This is a genomic window from Psychrobacter sp. ASPA161_9 (assembly GCF_051970275.1).
Classification (GTDB): domain Bacteria; phylum Pseudomonadota; class Gammaproteobacteria; order Pseudomonadales; family Moraxellaceae; genus Psychrobacter.
This window is the reverse complement of the sequence record NZ_JBEFNI010000010.1, coordinates 1-20,524: the sequence shown is the minus strand read 5'-3', so window position 1 is coordinate 20,524 and position 20,524 is coordinate 1. Positions and strand designations below refer to the sequence as shown.

General features: G+C 40.4%; 14 protein-coding genes. 1 reads left to right on the top strand and 13 read right to left on the bottom strand.

Annotated elements, in window-relative coordinates:
• Position 1 precedes the first annotated feature (1 nt).
• The 12 genes from ACTQ9S_RS11610 to sdhC form a co-directional block, all read right to left on the bottom strand.
• A complete protein-coding gene (locus tag ACTQ9S_RS11610; RefSeq protein WP_440455011.1) occupies positions 2–973 on the bottom strand; it encodes a hypothetical protein in 972 nt (323 codons plus the stop codon).
• Entirely contained in the window at positions 970–2,208 is a 1,239-nt protein-coding gene (locus tag ACTQ9S_RS11605; protein WP_440455010.1) for a capsular polysaccharide export protein, LipB/KpsS family, read from the bottom strand. Before ACTQ9S_RS11605 ends, ACTQ9S_RS11610 begins: the two co-directional genes overlap by 4 nt.
• On the bottom strand, positions 2,174–3,220 hold the full coding sequence (gene galE, locus ACTQ9S_RS11600) for a UDP-glucose 4-epimerase GalE (RefSeq protein WP_440455009.1): 1,047 nt from the start codon (positions 3,218–3,220) through the stop codon (positions 2,174–2,176). Before galE ends, ACTQ9S_RS11605 begins: the two co-directional genes overlap by 35 nt.
• 420 nt (positions 3,221–3,640) lie before the next feature.
• Entirely contained in the window at positions 3,641–4,516 is an 876-nt protein-coding gene (sucD, locus tag ACTQ9S_RS11595; RefSeq protein ID WP_440455008.1) for a succinate--CoA ligase subunit alpha, read from the bottom strand.
• A 136-nt stretch (positions 4,517–4,652) separates the two neighbouring features.
• Positions 4,653–5,819 carry an ADP-forming succinate--CoA ligase subunit beta gene (gene sucC, locus ACTQ9S_RS11590; RefSeq protein ID WP_440455007.1) on the bottom strand — a complete coding sequence of 389 codons (1,167 nt, stop codon included), beginning with the start codon at positions 5,817–5,819 and terminating at the stop codon, positions 4,653–4,655.
• A 193-nt stretch (positions 5,820–6,012) separates the two neighbouring features.
• Positions 6,013–7,464, bottom strand: coding sequence for a dihydrolipoyl dehydrogenase (gene lpdA, locus ACTQ9S_RS11585; RefSeq protein ID WP_351118948.1), 1,452 nt, complete (start codon positions 7,462–7,464; stop codon positions 6,013–6,015).
• Between the two features lie 264 nt (positions 7,465–7,728).
• Positions 7,729–8,970 carry a 2-oxoglutarate dehydrogenase complex dihydrolipoyllysine-residue succinyltransferase gene (gene odhB, locus ACTQ9S_RS11580; RefSeq protein WP_440455006.1) on the bottom strand — a complete coding sequence of 414 codons (1,242 nt, stop codon included), beginning with the start codon at positions 8,968–8,970 and terminating at the stop codon, positions 7,729–7,731.
• Between the two features lie 184 nt (positions 8,971–9,154).
• Entirely contained in the window at positions 9,155–12,040 is a 2,886-nt protein-coding gene (locus tag ACTQ9S_RS11575; RefSeq protein WP_068033762.1) for a 2-oxoglutarate dehydrogenase E1 component, read from the bottom strand.
• A 1,054-nt stretch (positions 12,041–13,094) separates the two neighbouring features.
• A complete protein-coding gene (locus ACTQ9S_RS11570; RefSeq protein WP_068033760.1) occupies positions 13,095–13,805 on the bottom strand; it encodes a succinate dehydrogenase iron-sulfur subunit in 711 nt (236 codons plus the stop codon).
• Between the two features lie 179 nt (positions 13,806–13,984).
• Positions 13,985–15,835: a succinate dehydrogenase flavoprotein subunit gene (sdhA, locus tag ACTQ9S_RS11565; protein ID WP_068325418.1), complete on the bottom strand. Its 1,851-nt coding sequence runs from the start codon at positions 15,833–15,835 to the stop codon at positions 13,985–13,987.
• Between the two features lie 402 nt (positions 15,836–16,237).
• Positions 16,238–16,624, bottom strand: a complete 387-nt coding sequence (gene sdhD / locus ACTQ9S_RS11560; RefSeq protein ID WP_068038841.1) for a succinate dehydrogenase, hydrophobic membrane anchor protein — start codon at positions 16,622–16,624, stop codon at positions 16,238–16,240.
• A 20-nt stretch (positions 16,625–16,644) separates the two neighbouring features.
• The gene (gene sdhC / locus ACTQ9S_RS11555) at positions 16,645–17,031 is read right to left on the bottom strand and encodes a succinate dehydrogenase, cytochrome b556 subunit (protein ID WP_082787118.1); all 387 of its coding nucleotides are present in this window, start codon (positions 17,029–17,031) and stop codon (positions 16,645–16,647) included.
• A 1,041-nt stretch (positions 17,032–18,072) separates the two neighbouring features.
• Between sdhC and gltA the strand changes: the two genes are divergently transcribed.
• A complete protein-coding gene (gene gltA / locus ACTQ9S_RS11550) occupies positions 18,073–19,353 on the top strand; it encodes a citrate synthase (protein ID WP_068033753.1) in 1,281 nt (426 codons plus the stop codon).
• Between the two features lie 148 nt (positions 19,354–19,501).
• Here gltA and ACTQ9S_RS11545 read toward each other — a convergent pair whose 3' ends face one another.
• Positions 19,502–20,455, bottom strand: a complete 954-nt coding sequence (locus ACTQ9S_RS11545; protein WP_440455067.1) for a hypothetical protein — start codon at positions 20,453–20,455, stop codon at positions 19,502–19,504.
• Between the last annotated feature and the right edge of the window lie 69 nt (positions 20,456–20,524).

Genomic DNA, 20,524 nt, shown 5'->3' with positions numbered 1-20,524 from the left:
TCTATTTTAAATTTAAAGTATTCTTAACATCAATCTTAGTCTCTTTTATTTTATCTTTAAAAGGAAGGTTTTTTTTCTTAAATCTTTCTGTAGCTCTATTTAACAATCTTGCCTTAGTTAAGTTAATTCCCTTTATTAATCCATTATTCTTGATAGCTTCAGCAACGTCTTGCTCAGAGACATTTTTTTTAGTCGAGAATTGTTCTTGAGATTTATTGTAATTATTAGTTTCCATAGCTAAATTTGAAATAGATACAGCTGGATTACGAACTGCTTTAGAATTCATAGATATCATGTGGGATTCGAGAAGTGATTTTTCTCTGACATGAACATTATTGATATCTTGCCTTCTAAGTACATCAGGGTAATAAAAATCATCGCTTAGAGGTGGATTTGAAGAATAATCACCAAAAACTTTAACACTTCTATTATCGAAGTATCTTTCAATAATTTCGAATGTTACCGTTTCGTGGAGACTCATTAAAACATGGCCTTTAGATAATAAGAATAGTAAATAAGACCATATAAAACTAATATCTAATGATTTTTGATTTGATAAAAAATCTTTGACCATACTTGTTTTACTTACAAAATGTCTTGATGCACAATATCGTAAGGCTAAAACATCGTAACATGCAAGTTCAGAATGAATATCAATGTTTTTACATAGTTTCCTATCAGATTTATTAAAACAATATGTATAACCAGGCTGTAAAACGATATTTTTGGAAGGTATATAAGTCTTTCCAACTTCTTCTAAGTAGTCTACCTCTAATAAGTCACCAGCTATTAAAAATAGACATAGCTCTGAGTTAAGTGGTAATGATTTAACTTCATTAATCTCTGCAAAATGAGCAGTAACTTTACAATAGTCTAACTTTCCTTTAATCAACTCAATTGATCTGTTAGTTCTATATCTATCTAATGAATCAGAATCAGAAGTAGTAAGTACAACAATATCTAAATATATCATTTTAATTCTCCAAGAGTATTCTCTATATATTTTTTTAATTTACTAATCTGAAGGAATGATAGATGGGAATCCTCAAACACAATATGTCGATCCATTATTACTTTTGAAATAAAGTTATTCTTTCTTTCTATTAAATCAGAGCTTAGTTTGAAGCTATCAATTTGAGCAAAAGCTTTTTCAAATGAAGGATAGTTTTTATAATCAATTGTAAATCCTTTATTAGCATATAAACTTTCGCCTAGTGTAATTACTACTTTATTCTTAAGAAGAGCTGAGAAGCCTATTGTAGAGTTAATTGTCATGACAGCAATACTTGATTTTAAGTGCTGCTCAAGATTCACATTTGACTTTTCCTGTAACATAGGATTATCAAATACGAGATGTTTAGTGTAATGATTTTTTGGATCTTCAGGATGTGCTCTATAATGTATATCAACAGGTAAAACGGTATTATTGATTTCTTTCAAAATCGAATACATGTTTTTAAAATACTTAGAATTCGTTACGAGATTACTATCAGAATCTCTCTGTAATGGGAAAAGAATATAAGGTGAATTAAACCTATACTTTTTTTGCTCAAGCTTAACTACAGCCAGTCCTTCTTTTTTTACATAACTTTCTATTAAACTATAATCTCTCTTATAATTATCATACGAATAATCTTCAACCGACCAATTAGCAACACTTGAAGTCGCATTAACCCCTTCTTTATCATAGAAAATAGAGTTAGGAACCAGCCCTCTTTCTAAAAACAATGTATTAACTTTCAAATTTTTTGAGGTATCTCTAAAGGCCGTCTGATCAATATGAACCTGTCCATTCCAACATATACAAAAATCAGGTTTAAAATTGTGTATTATTTCTTCGTATAACGATACATATGCTATCTGTCTTTTAATAATATTATGGATTGGCATTACTAGCCCAATTTTTTCATAAACTTTTTGCTGTAGTATACAATTTTCCAAATTGATATTATCAGAACTACTAATAAGCACATCCTGTTGGATATACTCATCAGATATAATCAACTTATACTTGAATGGTATTTTAATAGTATTAATAATACGTTGACTTAGTTTAGGAAGTACAATCAACACATCTATCTCACCCGCAACCTCCTGAAATTTCTTTAGAAAATTTATTGAATAGTTTAAAGGATCTTTTATATCATGTACTTGAAGTATTATTTTTTTCATACTATATTTTGTACTCACTGATTGATTTGTAGCCATTCGGGTTCATACTTTGCCATCTCCATGTATCTTGGCACATATCAGTAATTGACAATTTAGCTTTCCAACCAAATAATTTCTTCGCTTTATCTGCACTAGCATAACAACTAGCAATATCACCTTCTCGACGTGCAGCAAACTTATAAGGAATAGACTGTTTGGTAGTTTCAATAAAAGCAGATACCAGCTCTAGTACAGACGTACCTTTTCCAGTACCCAAATTAACAGGTAAGAAGCCAACTGGCGATGATTGCTTCTTTAAATAGCTTAAGGCAGCAACATGCCCCTGTGCAAGGTCAGTAACATGGATAAAGTCACGTACACCAGTACCATCGACGGTCGAATAGTCATTACCAAAGATACTGAGCTTGGTAAGTTTGCCTGCTGCTACTTGTGAAATATAGGGCATCAGGTTATTAGGGATGTCATTAGGGTCTTCACCGATCTGCCCTGATGGATGCGCACCTACTGGGTTAAAATATCTAAGAGTAATAAGGTTCCATTTATCATTAGATACTGCTAAATCTCCCAAAATATGCTCAACAGTTAATTTGCTCTGTCCATATGGGTTGGTACAGGAACGTGGAGAAGTCTCATTAATAGGTAGGGTCTCAGGGTCGCCATATACGGTAGCTGACGAAGAGAAGATAAGGTTACTGACGCTATACTCCTCCATCACATTAAGTAAATTAATAGTACCACTAACATTATTATCATAATATATCAAAGGCCTAGCAACGGATTCACCAACGGCTTTTAGGCCTGCAAAATGAATAACACCGAAGAATCTATGCTTATCGAATACTTCTCTAAGTAATCCAGCATTTCGGATATCACCTTCGATAAACTCGATCGGCTGACCAATGAGGGCAGAAACACGGTTGACAGCTTCATAGCTGCTATTAGACAGGTTATCGTACACTACGATATCATAGCCTGCTTGATGGAGTGCAACACAGGTATGTGAGCCAATATAGCCAGCGCCACCAGTTACTAAGATCTTGTTATTCATGACAATTCACTACAATAAAAACACCTCATTGTATGTTTGTAGCACAGTTTTTTCAAGGTGTGAATCTAGTCAATAAAACGACTTAGATACATGCTGTTTATAGATTTATTTGCTTTTATGAGTTTAAGCTTTAACTGACAAGCTCTACGAAGTATTCATATTAATGAATATAAACATATTAATACTAAAATTTAATGTAAAAAATATCTCATACATAGAATAAAGTACCGTTTATCGGTGTTAATAGCTATTCTATCCAAGTTATCATAGCAATATATGTATTATGGTATCTGGATGAGCTTTTTCTAAAGTTAGTTTAAGATGTACTGAGCACGCTTTATCCAACCAAAAAAAACACCCCAATGTAGGAGTGTTTTTTCTATTGATATTTTACGCCTATATATTAGAACTAGGTCTGTATTACCAACCAGTAACTTCTTTTAGCTTATCACCGATTTTAGCTGGGTCACGAGTATACGCGATGCCTGCGTCTTCAAAGGCTTTGAATTTTTCTTCAGCAGTACCTTGACCACCAGAGATGATAGCGCCAGCATGACCCATACGCTTGCCTTCAGGAGCAGTGACACCAGCGATATAACCAACCACTGGCTTAGTCACATGGTCTTTAATATAAGCAGCTGCTTCTTCTTCAGCAGTACCACCGATTTCACCGATTAGGATGATGGCTTCGGTTTGTGGATCGTCTTGGAACAGTTTTAGTGCGTCAATCTGGTTCATACCAGGGATAGGATCACCACCGATACCGATACAGGTCGACTGACCAAAGCCAAGCTTAGTCGTCTGCGCAACAGCTTCATAAGTTAGCGTACCAGAGCGTGAAATGATACCTACTTTACCTGGCAGATGGATATGACCTGGCATAATACCGATTTTGCACTGGCCTGGAGTGATAACGCCTGGGCAGTTAGGACCAACCATACGTACGCCGTCTGCTTCTTCAATATAACGCTTGGCTTTTAGCATATCGATCGTTGGTACACCTTCAGTGATCACAACGATCAGCTTCACGCCTGCATCTACTGCTTCAACGATAGAATCTAGTACGAATGGCGCTGGTACGTAGATAACTGAAGCATCAGCTTGAGTTGCTTCCATCGCTTCGCGCATAGTGTTAAATACTGGTAGGCCTAGGTGCGTTTGACCGCCTTTACCTGGCGTTACGCCGCCGACGACTTTAGTACCGTATTCGATGGCTTGTTCAGAGTGGAACGTACCATTTTTACCGGTGAAGCCTTGTACCAATACTTTGGTATCTTTATCAATTAATACACTCATTGTTTATTCCTTGTATTCGGTTGTCTTGTAATAGCAGTTTGCTAGCTTACATATCGTTAAATGTTAACGACTTGTCCTCGGCTAATAACTGCTACTACGCTTTGACTACTATGCTTAAGCACCCATATTTAAAGGTTTATGCTTGAACAGCGTCGACAATTTTTTGTGCAGCGTCTGCTAGGCCTTGGGCTGAAGTCAGTTTTAGACCAGACTCTTCTAGGATCTGCAAGCCTAATTCAGCGTTGTTACCTTCTAGGCGTACAACAACAGGTACTTTTACGTCAACTTCTTTGACCGCAGCGATAATAGCTTCTGCAATCATGTCACAACGTACGATACCGCCAAAGATGTTGATTAGAACGCCTTCAACGCTGCTGTCTTCTAGAATGATTTTGAACGCTTCAACAACGCGATCTTTAGTTGCCCCGCCGCCAACGTCTAAGAAGTTAGCAGGCTTGCCGCCATACAATTTGATGATGTCCATCGTAGCCATTGCAAGGCCGGCACCGTTTACCATACAACCAATATTACCTTCTAGGGCAACATAGTTTAGATCAAATTCAGCTGCTTTTAGCTCACGCTCGTTTTCTTGAGTTTTGTCTTGTAGTGCTGCAATTTTTGGTAAACGATATAAGGCATTTGAGTCGATACCAATTTTGCCATCAACACAAACGATCTCGCCGTTTTCACGAACTGCTAGCGGGTTGACTTCAAGTAAGGCAAAGTCGTTTTCGATAAATGCTTGATAAGCACCAGTCATGATTTTTACAAACTGATTGATCTGCTTGCCTTCAAGACCTAACTTGAATGCTACATCACGCGCTTGGTAAGGCATGAGACCTACTAATGGATCTACGCTCACTTTAAAGATTTTTTCTGGCGTCTCATTAGCCACTTCTTCGATATCAACACCACCTTCGGTTGATGCCATGAAGGTTACGCGACGAGTAGAACGGTCGACGACAGCACCAAGATATAGCTCAGTTTGTACTGGATACATATCTTCTGCAACCAATACGAAGTTGACTGGTTGACCATCTGCGTCAGTTTGGAACGTCACTAGATTGGTACCGATAAGCTCATCAGTGACTTGCTTAGCTTCTTCACGAGTCTTAACTAGCTTAACACCACCAGCTTTACCACGGCCACCAGCATGTACTTGTGCTTTGATAACAGCGATATCAGTTGGCGTCTTATCAAAAGCAGCAGCAGCTTCATCGCCACTATAGGCAATGATGCCTTCTTGAATTGGCAAACCGTAGCTTTTTAATAGCTCTTTTGCTTGATACTCATGTAAATTCATTGATTGTATCCTTTATTTTTTACAATTAATAAAAAGTGAAAATAAGTGCTTAGAAAAATATATCTGAGCACTTATGATGGTCACGACCGCTATCTCAATAATGAATGCGGTCGCGCCATCCGGTTAAACTTGATATTTACTTAAATTGTCTTAACTTTGATTATCTTAATTTTGAATATCTTAATTTCAAAAGCTACTTACGTTTTTTACGCTGAATGGCGTGAATAGCACGGCCATCTGCAGATAGAGCAGCTTCATGCACTGCTTCTGAAATCGTTGGATGCGCGAATGTCATTAACTGTAAGTCTTCAATACTAGAGACAAATTCCATCGCAATCATACCTTGATGGACGATATCACCAGCACCAGCTGAGATAGCATGCATACCTAGCAGGCGATCTGTCTTCGCATCAGCAACGACTTTGATAGAGCCTTGCGCTTCACTTTGCGCAAGCGCACGGCCGTTAGCAGCTAGGTTAAATGAACCAGTTTTGACTTCATAACCCGCTTCAGTCGCTTCTTGTTCAGTCAAACCAACCCAGGCGATTTCTGGATGCGTGTAGATAACGTTGATGATAGTGTCATAGTTGACCTGAGCTTTTTCGCCATGGATACGCTCCACCGCCATCATGCCCTCTTCCATTGCTTTATGCGCAAGCATAGGACCACGGACTAAGTCACCGATTGCGTATACGCCATCGAGATTGGTTTTACATTGATCATTTACGTCAATAAGGCCACGTTCAGTCAAAGTAACACCACTGTCTTCACCAAGTAGTTTTTCAGAATAAGCACGGCGACCAACACAGACGATTAGCTTATCAAAGCGCTCCTCGCTTGATTCGCCTTTGTTTTCACTGGTAACTACAACTTCGTCACCTTGTACTTCAGCATTGGTTACTTTGGTATCAACACGGATATCAAGGCCTTGCTTCTTCAACATCTTACGCGATTCTTTAGCGATGTCTTTATCAGCAGCTGCTAAAAATTCAGGTAGTGCTTCGTATACGACAACTTCTGAACCCAAACGACGCCATACAGAACCAAGCTCAAGACCGATTACACCTGCACCAATAACGCCTAAACGCTTAGGCACTTCAGTGAAATCAAGCGCGCCAGTAGAATCAACGATACGATCACCGTCAGTTTTGGCAACTGGGATATCAATAGGCACAGAACCTGCCGCTAGAATCACATTCTTAGCAGTAATAGTGCTTTCCGCTTCGTCTTCAAGAGCGACAAACTTAACTTTTTTATCGCTGCCTTTGCCGTCAACTAACGTGCCCCAGCCTTGTAACCAGTCAACGCCGTTACCTTTTAATAATGCTGCAACACCACCAGTCAATTGCTTAACGATACCTTCTTTGCGTTCTATCATTTGTTCGATATTGATAGATACGTCGCCGGTGCTAATACCATGCTCATCAAGATCATGCTTAGTGGCTTCATAACGATGCGAGCTGTCAAGTAGCGCTTTTGATGGGATACAACCGACGTTTAAGCAAGTACCGCCAAGAGCAGGCTCGCCTTTATAAACGCGTTTTTCGATACAAGCAACACTCATACCCAGCTGTCCTGCACGGATAGCTGCTTCGTAACCACCAGGACCGCCGCCAATGACGACTAAATCATAATTGTCTTTCATAGTACGTTCCTTTTCTAATTTTGGTTTTGATTTTAGTTCTGTTTATAGGTGCAATCATTATACGATTTAATAAAAAAGAGCCATACGTCACGCGATAAATAGATAGTTAATACACTAATTCAGCATCGTGTGTCATATAGCGCTTATCCATATTACTAAAAACCGGATATTAAAGACTGCAAAGCACTTATAAAAATGCATCTATAATCTTTAGCACCAAAGCAAAAAGCTTGTATCAGCGATTGCCAATACAAGCTTAGAAGCTTATAGGTCTAGTAATAGCAATGATGGGTCTTCGACCAATTCTTTGATAGTGACTAAGAACTGTACCGCTTCTTTACCATCGATCATACGGTGGTCATAAGATAACGCAAGATACATCATTGGTAGAATTTCAACTTTACCATCGACTGCCATTGGGCGATCGTTAATAGCATGCATACCTAAGATAGCAGTTTGTGGTGGGTTCAAGATAGGCGTTGACATGAGTGAGCCAAATACACCACCGTTTGAGATAGTGAATGTACCACCAGTCATCTCATCTAAACCTAATTTGCCTTCTTGTGCTTTACCGCCAAGCTCACGGATTTTGCTCTCAACATCTGCCATGCTCATGCGATCGGTATCACGCAATACAGGAACAACTAGACCACGATCTGATGATACAGCAACACCAATATCATAAAAACCATGATAAACGATATCGTCGCCATCTAATGAAGCGTTCACTGCTGGGAAACGTTTTAGCGCTTCGGTAGCTGCACGTACGAATAAAGACATAAAGCCTAAACGTACACCGTGACGCTTTTCAAACTTATCTTTATACTTAGTACGCAAGTCCATCAACGGCTTCATGTTGACTTCATTAAACGTGGTTAGCATCGCAGTATCTTGCGACGCTGATAATAGACGCTCAGCGACACGCTTACGTAGACGAGTCATTGGCACACGTTTTTCAGTACGCTCACCTGTTGACTCAGCTACAGGACGACCGCTATCAGATTTGATAGAGCTGTCAGCTTTTAGCGTTGGGCTTGCCATATCAGTCTTAGTAACACGACCTCCGCGACCACTGCCTTCGACGTTTTTAGGATCTACGCCACTCTCTTTGGCCGCTTTGCGTACTGCTGGGCTTTGATCTTTATGGTCAGTTTCAGCATCACCTTTTTTATCAGTAGCTTGTACTGGTTCGCCGCCATCAGTTGCTTGTTTTTCTTGCACAGGCGCAGCAGGTTGGTCTGGATCTACGGCTGGCGCTGCACCAGCGCTAGCACCGGCTTCGAACTCACCGATAAGCTCGTCTGATAGTACAGTATCGTCAACTTGCTTAACGATTTTGGTCACAACGCCATTATCAGGCGCGACGACTTCTAGTACTACTTTATCAGTTTCGATTTCTGCTAAAAGGTCATCACGGTTAACTTGTTGGCCTTCAGTGACGTGCCATTCAACGATTGTGCCATCGGCAACCGATTCTGGAAAAACGGGGGCTTTAATTTCAGCCATCGATATACTCCTTAGATTTGGATATTACTATTTATTATTAAGTCGTGATAGACAGTTAGTGCTCATTTAAGGGTGTGTCATGGATAATGATACACCCTTATAAATAGCTTACTTATTGATGATCTAATAACGTAATGAGTCCTAACTGCTATCGCCTGATTGATTTATCTTATACTGATAGCTTTTATTCGGCCAACTCATCGACACTAATGCCAAGACCACCAGCGATTAATGCTTGCTGCTGCTGAGCATGCAATTTTGGTGAGCCTGTTGCTGGTGCTGCACTAGCAGGACGCGCTACTGGCTCCATAACTTTCGCTTTAGTCGGATGTGGTACGACGATACGGAACATATGCGGTGCCAAGTAATACCAAGCGCCTTGGTTCAACGGCTCTTCTTGCGTCCAGACAATTTCTTTTAAATTGCTATATTTTTCTATTTCAGCAATCAAGCGTTCTTCTGGAAGTGGATAGAGCTGCTCAATACGCACAATGGCCACATGATCTAACCCTAAAGCACGACGCTGCTCAAGTAAGTCATAATAAACCTTACCACCACACAATACTAAACGTGTGACCTGATCGGCATTTTGCTGATCGATCTCTGGCAATACCGTTTCAAACTTACCATTGGCAAGCTCTTCAAGCTGTGAAGTCGCAAGCTTATGACGTAGTAAGCTCTTTGGTGACATGACGATTAGCGGCTTACGAATTGGACGTACCGCTTGACGACGGAGCGCGTGATATATTTGCGCTGGCGTAGTTGGCGTAATGACCTGCATATTGTCTTCAGCACATAACTGTAAAAAGCGTTCAAGACGCGCTGAAGAATGCTCAGGACCTTGACCTTCAAAGCCATGCGGTAATAGCATCGTTAAACCACAAACACGCTGCCACTTAGTCTCACCACTAGAGATAAACTGGTCAATGACTACCTGCGCACCGTTAACGAAATCACCAAACTGTGCTTCCCAAACGACCAATGCATCTGGAACGGTCGTCGCATAGCCATATTCAAAGGCCAATACTGCTTCCTCTGATAGCAATGAGTTGTAAGTCGCAAAGCGAGCTTGTTTTTCACTAATATGGGCTAGTGGCACATACATACTACCGTCATTGACGTTATATATTTCACTATGACGATGTGAGAAAGTACCGCGACCCACGTCTTCACCGGTGATACGTACTAACACTTCATCATTATCGACAAGTGATGCATAAGCAAGCGTTTCTGCCGCACCCCAGTTAAGAGGCTCTTCACCAGTTTGCATGGCTAAACGTTGGTCAACGACTTTTTGAACTTGGCGTTGTAGTTTGTAGCCTTCTGGCATCTCAGCCATACGGCGACCATATTGTTTTAGCTTTTCTATATCGACACTGGTATCCCAGTCATCAACCAAATCATGACCTAGATAAGGTTTCCAATCTACAAATAGCGCTTCATCAGGATCACTAACTAAAGAGTTCACCACATAATCGCCACGATCTAGTGACTCACGGTACGCATCTTCATAGTTTGTAGCTTCTTCGTCGCTGATGACACCATCTTTAATAAGCTGCTGCGCATAAATAGCACGAGTCGTTGGTAGCTTCTTGATAACCGCATACATCAGTGGCTGAGTCGCTGACGGCTCATCGGCTTCATTATGACCGTTACGGCGATAGCAGAAGAGATCAATAATGATATCTTTGTCAAACTCATGACGGTAATCAAGTGCTAGCTGAGCGGCAAAGATTACTGACTCAGGATCATCACCATTCACGTGTAAGATAGGTGCGTGCACCATTTTTGCCACATCGGTACAATACTCTGTCGAGCGCAAATCTTCTTGGCGACTGGTAGTGAAACCAACTTGGTTATTGATAACGATATGTAGTGTGCCACCCGTGGTATAAGCACGCGTTTGTGACATCTGGAAAGTCTCTTGCACGACGCCCTGACCTGCGAATGCGGCATCACCATGAACAACGATTGGCAATACTGAGTTGCCATCTTTGTTGTTATGACGGGCTTGATCATTACGACGTACTTGACGCGCGCGGACAGAACCTTGCAATACTGGGGCTACGATTTCAAGATGCGATGGGTTAAAGGCCAACGCTAAATGCGCCTCACCACCTGGTGTCATCACGTTGGATGAATAACCATTATGATATTTTACGTCGCCTGAACCTTTTTCTGGCTGCACTTTACCATCAAACTCATCAAATAGATCAGCTGGGTTTTTGCCTAGAACGTTCACTAATAAGTTAAGACGTCCACGGTGTGCCATGCCGATAACCATCTCTTTAGTACCATAACTGCCAGCACGTTGAATGATTTCATTAACAGCAGGAATAAAGCTCTCGCCACCTTCTAAGCCGAAACGCTTTACACCCGTATATTTACGCGCTAAATATTTCTCTAAACCTTCAGCCGCAGTCAAACGCTCAAGAATAGATAAGCGCTTTTCTTTATCGAATTTGATGTAACCTAAGTTGGTCTCAAGATATTTTTCCATCCAGCGTTTTTCAGTACTGGTGGTAACATGCATGTACTCTACGCCAATATAACGGCAGTAGACGCGTTCCATGATTTCAATGATCTCACGCAATGGCGCTTCTGATTTGCTAATACTAATATCGCTGGTAGGATATATAGTATCAAGATCAGCTTCTGATAAGCCATGATAAGCGAGGGTTAAATCCTCTACTTCAGCACGCGGGTGCAAACCTAAAGGATCAAGCTGCGCACGGCGATGACCACGGCGGCGATACGCTGAAATCAGCTGCTGAACACCCATCTGTTTAGGATCAGCACAGTCTGCTGATGTGCTCGTAGTTGAGCTATCAGGGGCAGCGCCACCTTTATTAGCGGTTTGATTTCGTGCAAGCAGTAAGAACTGATCTTTAATCTCGTTGTGCTTGGCATCGTTAGGAGACTGGTATTGTTTAAAATAATCTTGCCAATCGTTATCGACACTACTCGGATCGCTTAAAAACTGCTCATAAAGAGATTCGATATAATGGGCATTGTCAGCGGCAAGTTCAGTATGTTCTACACCGGCTGCTTCTTTAGTTATACTATTCATAATAATCGTCTATTTGATAGATAAATGAATGGAATTGTGCTTATTGTTGTGTAATCTGTCATATGCTAGGCTTTTAGAAAAACTGGCATATATCGTTAAGTACTGTTTATCAAGGAGCGCTTTTACACGCTATTACTTGATGGGGTAGATATGTATGACCAACTACAATATCAAGCCCAAAATTTACTTTTTATAATTGTCTGGAATAGATAGCAACAAGTAACTTTAACCCTCATTATTACCGTGATACCACTATTACAAATATCTGTGAACGTTCGGTCTTGTTTCTTGCCTCGTTTCACAAATTTAATTTATATATAATGGTTTCATTTATAACCATTAGATTAATCAAACGAAATTTTACTGCGCATTATTAATCTAATTTTATTGATAATAAGCTGAGTATTTATTGGTTTATCTCAGTTAACTACTGCCGAAAATACCCACTACTAAACATTATCACCTGCTTTTACGCCAAGCATACACTGCTATATAGGGTAACATGCATCAATTACCTGACATAGTTTGTTTGTTCAATACTATGTATTTACGTAATAAATATTAATTATCATTCAGCAAAAATTATCCACTTGTTGAGAGTGAAATAATAACCTTCGCCCATAATGAACGCATTGCGATAGGTCTGATTTTGAATAACACTTACAGTGACTATGATAGCATTTTTAGAGCCGAATATTTATCACAAGTTGTCATATACTGGCTTTATTTTAAAAATAGTATCGTTAAAAAACAGTACCATTCTACAGCAAGCGAAGTTAACACCAGACCAGTTTACAAATGCTTTGCTTATAGAGGTAAATTGTACAGGTAAACAGATGCTAAGCTCCGAACTCTTACACGCTACCAACGCACTGTACGCATAGACTTACATTGAACAAGATATTGGTTACAGATAAGTTGCATGACTGCCAAAAGCTCAATCATCACTTTTATTATCTACTCTAAAAGTAATAAGCAATTAAAAACACCGCCTGATATTCAGACGGTGTTTTAGTATTGGGTACTTGAACAAAGTTGTTGTTAATCGACTTATTTAACCGGCTTGGTCAAGCAACATATTACGTAGATTACCGATTGCTTTAGTTGGATTCAGACCTTTTGGACAAACTGATACACAGTTCATGATTCCACGGCAGCGGAATAGGCTGAACGGATCATCCAAACGAGCCAAACGCGCTTGCGTATCTGTATCACGGCTATCAACTACAAAACGGTTAGCATTAAGTAGTGCTGCTGGACCTAAGAACTTATCAGGGTTCCACCAAAATGATGGGCAGCTGGTTGAACAACAAGCACATAAGATGCATTCATAAAGACCATTCATCTTTTCACGCTGTTCAGGTGACTGTAAACGCTCAGTTGGTGGCGCTGGCTGCTCATTGATTAAGTACGGATGTACTTTTTCATACTGCTCGTAAAATTGGTTCATATCAACAACCAAATCACGAACCACTGGCAAACCTGGTAATGGGCGAACAGTCACTTTTTCAGGCAACGTATTCATGTTGATCAAACATGCTAGGCCGTTTTTACCATTGATATTTACGCCGTCAGAGCCACAGATGCCTTCACGGCATGAGCGACGGAAGGTAATGGTCTCATCTTCCTTTTTTAGGCGTAATAATACGTCAAGCAACATACGATCTGAGTCTAGTAGCTCAATCGTATAAGTTTGCATGCGTGGCGCTGCGTCCTGATCAGGATCGTAGCGATAGATTTCGATGGTGCGAGTACCTCGGCTCATAATGCTAAACTCCACACGTAGGTGATGGCGGGCATACAAAGGTTGCAACATGCCAGCGCTAATGTTTAATCTGAATCATAGCACTGGCATAAGCTTGTAGCTGGCGGTCACCTTTTTAATAAATTAATAAGGGATAAAACGTTAATCCTATTCATACACAAACAGCGTGTAATACAGAATTAATAAACGCGAACTTTTGGCTCGACATAATCTACAGTCAATGGAACTTTGCGAACTGGCTTATAAATGATACGGTTATCTTCAGAATACCATAAGGTATGCTTCATCCAATCGTGATCATTACGGCCATTTGGTGCATAGTCATCGTCTTCTGGACGATCATAATCGGATACACTATGAGCACCGCGGCTTTCGTGACGCTTAGCTGCTGATATCATCGTCGCTTTCGCTACTTCATATAGATTGGCAACTTCGAATGCTTCAATACGGGCAGTATTAAACACTTGTGATTTATCACCTAAATGAATTTGATCAATCTTTTCACCTAACGCTAAAATCTTTTCAACGCCTTCATCCATCATCGCTTGCGTACGGAAGACGCTCGCATGCGTTTGCATAGTCGCACGAATCTCATCCGCTACGTCTTGCGCATTGTAGCCTTCTGTAGACTGCTGCAATTTATCCAAACGACGTACCGTGAAATCTAATACATGAGGATCAAGCGGCTTGTAGTTATGATCAGCATGATGATATTCATCAACGATATGTTTACCTGCTGCGCGACCAAAAACCAATAAATCAAGTAGTGAGTTAGTACCTAAACGGTTGGCACCGTGAACACTAACGCAAGCACATTCACCGATAGCATACAGACCTTTAACCACGTTGCCTTTTGCATATAGGCCATCTTCATCAGTACCCGCTTCTAAATCCGGTACAATGACTTGACCATGAATAGTGGTTGGAATACCGCCCATCATATAGTGAATGGTTGGGATAACGGGGATTGGCTCTTTAGTGATATCAACGTTCGCAAAGTTTTTACCAATCTCAAATACTGATGGTAAGCGCTTCATGATGGTTTCCACACCCAAATGGGTCATATCCATTACAATATGATCCGCATTAGGACCACAACCACGACCTTCTTTGATCTCTTGGTCCATAGAGCGCGATACTAGATCACGAGGTGCTAAGTCTTTCACGGTTGGCGCATAACGCTCCATAAAGGCTTCGCCGTCTTTATTACGTAAGATAGCCCCTTCACCGCGGCAACCTTCGGTCAATAGTACGCCTGCACCATGAACACCCGTTGGGTGGAACTGCCAGAATTCCATATCTTGTAATGGAATACCTGCACGGACTGCCATGCCAATACCGTCGCCAGTATTGATATAAGCGTTGGTAGAGGCAGCAAAGATACGACCAGCACCACCTGTCGCTAGGACAGTGATTGGTGACTGGAATACCGCAACCGTACCTGTTTCTTGCTCAAGCGCTACAACACCGTTGATGTTGCCAGCTTCGTCTTTGATCAAATCAAGGGCTATCCACTCAATAAAAAATTCAGTGCCTTGCTCTAGGTTTTTCTGATACAGCGTATGCAATAGCGCATGACCTGTACGGTCAGCTGCAGCGCAAGCACGTTGAACGGCTTTTTCGCCATAGTTTGACGTATGACCGCCAAATGGACGCTGATAAATCGTACCATCTTCGTTACGATCGAACGGCATGCCCATGTGCTCAAGCTCATAAACAACTTTTGGCGCTTCACGGCACATATATTCAATAGCGTCTTGGTCACCTAACCAATCTGACCCTTTAACGGTGTCATAAAAGTGAAAGTGCCAGTTATCATTGCTCATATTACCTAAGCTTGCACCGATACCGCCCTGTGCCGCAACAGTATGCGAACGCGTTGGGAATACTTTGGTAAGCACTGCAACCTTCATGCCCGCTTCAGCCAAATGTAGTGAAGCACGCATGCCTGAACCGCCACCGCCAACGATGACTGCGTCGTAGTTCAGGGTCTTAATGTTGCTAATAGTATTGTCTTGTCTTGTTGCCATTACGGTTTTCCTAATGCTTGTGAAGTAAATACAAGGAGTGTCTATCAGACATCACGTTCAATTATTTGAGTATCCTTATATGTTCAATAGAATAAGCTCAACAGAAGCGCTAATATCTTTGAGACAACCTTCAACCACTTACTAAAATTTGCATATTCATCATTATATTAAGCTTGAGACTCTACGTAGCTTTTAATAAGCTTCCTTCGTATCGGCGCTTGATACATTATATAGTGCATCCTACCATTATGAATGCGCTAAGCTGACAATGTTTGTGCACACTATCCAACATGATGAATCTAATATGGCTACTGACTGACTGCTCTTAAAGACTTTAGAGGCCATTAAAACTGACTGAACAGTCCGTCATTGTAGGGTCTGAAAACGAGATGTCTTCAATAGTTAAACAGCAACGACACCGAAGCCATTACCCCAAAAAATCATAATACCCCAGAATAGATAAACTAAAATGGCGATAATCATTAAGGTTTGTAATACCATACGTAGTCTTGGAGCGCTTTCACCCATCTTGCCAGACGTAATGTAATCGGTAAATACTGTCCACATACCGACCCAAGCATGGCCAGCAAGCGCCAGTACAGCGACTAAACTGAATAGACGCATTGGTAAGCTGGTCATAAAGTCTGACCACTCAATAAAGGTCACATTACCATGTGTCAAAAAGAAGCCCAGTAATACAACACTATAGACTGCCAATACGACAGCACTAATACGCTGGACAATCCAATCACGTGAGCCTGAACCTGTCAGACCGGTGGCGCTTTTGATTCCTGAATCATTTTTTATCATTAGAACATCACCCATACAAATGACGCGACAATTAGAATCGCTGCAATCACAAAACTGACCATAGAGGCAGTACGGCCAGATTTCAGCTCCTCATTCATGCCCATATCAGCAAATAAGTGCTTCATACCCATCACAAAATGATAAGCAATTGCGGCAACAAATATCCATGCTAAGAAGCGAATAAGGACGTTATCAAACACGGTTTCAAAGCTCTCAGGCGAGGCCAAAGAGGTCTGTAATAACCAAAGCATGACAGGAATTAATAGAAATAGAATAATGCCAGATATACGATGTAAAATTGAAGCTATCGCAATCGGTGAGCGATTAACGCTAATCACTTGGCTCAAAGGCAGATCAATAGGTCGGTTGCTTTTCACAGCGGGCATCCTTTTTGCGGTTATACTCCTGTATCTACTAACAACGCTAAGTAGGAATTGATCCTACTAAACATTCAGCAACACATGAGACGAATAAAGTAAGGAAGAGCTAGCTGACTGTGCTAATTAAGGGGTTAACAATTAACTGTTTATGCTGCACCTACTCATTATCGTGAGCACTTATTAGTTATTCACTGACGATAAAACATAAATGAATAACAAGGCTATGCTGTCATTGAAGCGATCTGTTATTTTGTTTATCTACCATTAATATAATAGTTGGCTGTACAGTTAACTGGTCTATTTTTAATTAGTTCTTTAAGGCAAAAGAGATAACGCTACTCGGTCATCTTTTCTAAAATGAACTGAATCATAGTCAATCTAAAAATAGAACAAACAACGACAGCATTCAAGTCATAAACTATTGTTATGCTTGCAAATTAACATATTAACTTTAACAAAAAGCATTCGATTAAGCATTTAATGAACCAACATACGCTAGCGAGCATTTACTAAAACAAAGTTAGCATCAGTCAAATCACGCCATTATAAAATGGCTAGCCAACAATTACAAATTTATCCCTTAAATAGTGAATATCGTGGCTGTCTTAACATAAAGTCAATTATCTGTAATAGAATTGTCGTAAACCTACTACTCTTTTATTGATAGTAGCTTTTATGGTTTTACTCTACTAGGTATGCACTGTCTGTTTTCAACCGTATTAATATAAAATTTAGTATAACTAAACAATTAAAAAGAGTCAGTTTATATCATGATAATAGTCATCATGTTACTCTGCTAAAAACACTTAATTTACTATAAATAAGCAAGCAGACATATTTTGATACAAAAATTACCCGATAGAAATACCCTGAAACCACGTAAATTGGGGGAATGGCTGTCAAAAGTCTTTTCTAATTGTGCCGAATTACTGGTAACATAGCCAGAATCTGAAATTAGTTGAATCCGTATTTGTTCATGTGACGACACGAAGTTATGTGTCGTTAGTACTTTTACTCTAACAAGCTAAAACCAATGGAGATGAAATTATGGCTGATAACAACGCCACCCTAACAGTAGATGGTAAGGAATACCAACTTCCAATTATTAAAGGCACTTTAGGGCGCCCGGTTATCGACGTTGCCGCTTTACAAGAATCTGGTTATTGGTCTTATGATCCCGGTTTTAAAGTTACTGCTCCTGTCGAGTCAAAGATTACTTTTATCGATGGTGGTAAAGGCGAGTTATTACATCGCGGCTATCCTATCGATCAGTTAGCGAACAATGCTGAGTATTTAGAAGTTGCTTATGCTCTTGTTCATGGTGATCTACCTACTGCTGAGCAAAAAGCAGACTTTTTTGAAAAAATCCGTAAGCATTCAGGTGTTCATGATCAACTGCGTAAGTTCTTTGAAGGCTTCCGCCGTGATGCGCATCCAATGGCAATTATGGTTGGTGTCGTTGGTGCTTTATCAGCGTTTTACCATGATAAATTAGATATCAGTGATGAGAATCATCGTGAAATCACTGCTATCCGTTTGATTGCTAAAATGCCAACGCTTGCTGCGATGAGTTATAAATACTCACAAGGCGAACCGTTCATGTATCCACGTAACGACTTTAACTATGCAGAAAACTTCTTATATATGATGTTTGCAACCCCTGCTGACGTTGACTATAAAGTAAACCCTGTGATTGCCAAAGCAATGGACAAGATCTTTACCTTACATGCTGATCATGAGCAGAACGCTTCAACGTCTACGGTACGTTTGGCTGGTTCTACTGGCGCCAACCCTTACGCTTGTATCGCTGCTGGTATTGCTGCGCTATGGGGCCCATCACATGGCGGCGCGAACGAAGCTGTCCTTGAGATGCTTGATGAAATCGGTTCAGTTGAAAACGTACCTGCATTTATGGAAAAAGTGAAGAGCCGTGAAGTGAAGCTAATGGGCTTTGGTCACCGTGTCTATAAAAACTTTGATCCACGTGCCCAAGTCATGAAAGAGACTTGTGACGAAGTATTAGGTGCCCTAGGTATCAATGATCCTAAGCTTGAGCTTGCAATGGCACTTGAAAAGATTGCTCTAGAAGACCCGTTCTTCGTTGAGCGTAACCTATATCCAAACGTTGACTTTTACTCTGGCATTATCTTAAAAGCCATTGGTATCCCAACGTCAATGTTTACCGTTATTTTCTCGCTAGCTCGTACCTCTGGTTGGATCAGCCATTGGTTAGAGATGCATAGCGCACCGTTTAAAATCGGTCGTCCACGTCAGCTATATACTGGTGAAACGCATCGCGATTTCGTTAAAGTTGAAGACCGTAAGTAAGTTTGATTAGATATTAAAACAATAAAAAATCCCGCCATTGTGCGGGATTTTTTATTGTCGTTTAAATTAATAGTTTGAGCGCTTATAAGCAATTATCAGAAAAGTACGTATTGAAAAAAGAAGCTATTCAAGAGGATTACAGAAGCGGTTACTGAAACTCTTGTAAAGTCTGCTCGTATTTAGCGATTTGCTCATCATAGTCTTTGATAGTGTCATTAAACTTCGTCATTAGAACTTCAAATTCTTGCTGTTGCTTTAATTTCATTTGCTGCATATCGAGCGCTTGTTGAGCTTCTATCTGCTGCCATACTTGATGCTGGATGATTAAGCGTGCTAGTGCGGGGCTCTTTACACTTACTCTCTCAGCAATCTCTGCATGTTCAAATAACTGCGGCACTAGAGTAGCGATATTTAGTAAAGTGTCTGTATCTTGAGCACTAAGCGCGGTAGTCGCTGGCTCATAAAGCGCTTGCATCGCCTGTTGATAACGTTCGATAATCTGCTCTTCAGTTAATACTTCCGGTCTACGCGGCTCAAGGCTAATACGCTTTAATACCTCTAGATCACGCTCCCCCACTTCAGTACTAGTATTTATCTCAACTTCGGCATCATTCGTAGCTACCTCGTTAGTAGCTTCAATATCTGCATCATTGGTTATAGGGTCAGCAGTGGCGCTAATTGTAGAGTCGGGGCTATTAGTATTAATCGTATCATCGACTGACTCAGATGTACCATCAAGCAACAAGGCATTTTCGCTATCAGAAGCATCAGCTGCTTGTAGTGCCTCATACTCTGCTTGCAAACGTCGTTGTAGACCTTGCATCTGGGCGACGTACAAAGGCTGAAACTGCTCGATACGTGCCTTAGCTGAATCACTCAATGGCGCAGGCTTAGCATTTTCAGCATCAATTTGTGTGCTTGTTTGACTGTCATTGTCAGATTCCGTAGTTTCTGACTGCTGCTGACAACCTGCCAGCATCAATGTTCCTGCAAGTATCGCTACTATTAAATTAGGTGTTCGCCATAAATGAACAGTAGTAACCTTATGAATGGTATTTTTTGATCGAACAGCATCAAGCTTTGAGTTCCAAAAAGTAAAAATCACGGCACAATTCCTTTGTTAAAAGCTAATATAGCAGATAGAATTTGTTGTTAATTCTTATGGTTAATA

Excerpts from the sequence above, each read along its gene's own strand:
- sdhC (WP_082787118.1), bottom strand. The coding sequence starts at position 17,031 with ATGCCCGCTGTGAAAAGCAACCGACCTATTGATCTGCCTTTGAGCCAA.
- odhB (WP_440455006.1), bottom strand. The coding sequence starts at position 8,970 with ATGGCTGAAATTAAAGCCCCCGTTTTTCCAGAATCGGTTGCCGATGGC.
- sucC (WP_440455007.1), bottom strand. The coding sequence starts at position 5,819 with ATGAATTTACATGAGTATCAAGCAAAAGAGCTATTAAAAAGCTACGGT.
- galE (WP_440455009.1), bottom strand. The coding sequence starts at position 3,220 with ATGAATAACAAGATCTTAGTAACTGGTGGCGCTGGCTATATTGGCTCA.
- sdhA (WP_068325418.1), bottom strand. The coding sequence starts at position 15,835 with ATGGCAACAAGACAAGACAATACTATTAGCAACATTAAGACCCTGAAC.
- ACTQ9S_RS11605 (WP_440455010.1), bottom strand. The coding sequence starts at position 2,208 with ATGGCTACAAATCAATCAGTGAGTACAAAATATAGTATGAAAAAAATA.
- lpdA (WP_351118948.1), bottom strand. The coding sequence starts at position 7,464 with ATGAAAGACAATTATGATTTAGTCGTCATTGGCGGCGGTCCTGGTGGT.
- sucD (WP_440455008.1), bottom strand. The coding sequence starts at position 4,516 with ATGAGTGTATTAATTGATAAAGATACCAAAGTATTGGTACAAGGCTTC.
- gltA (WP_068033753.1), top strand. The coding sequence starts at position 18,073 with ATGGCTGATAACAACGCCACCCTAACAGTAGATGGTAAGGAATACCAA.
- ACTQ9S_RS11575 (WP_068033762.1), bottom strand. The coding sequence starts at position 12,040 with ATGAATAGTATAACTAAAGAAGCAGCCGGTGTAGAACATACTGAACTT.
- ACTQ9S_RS11570 (WP_068033760.1), bottom strand. The coding sequence starts at position 13,805 with ATGAGCCGAGGTACTCGCACCATCGAAATCTATCGCTACGATCCTGAT.
- ACTQ9S_RS11610 (WP_440455011.1), bottom strand. The coding sequence starts at position 973 with ATGATATATTTAGATATTGTTGTACTTACTACTTCTGATTCTGATTCA.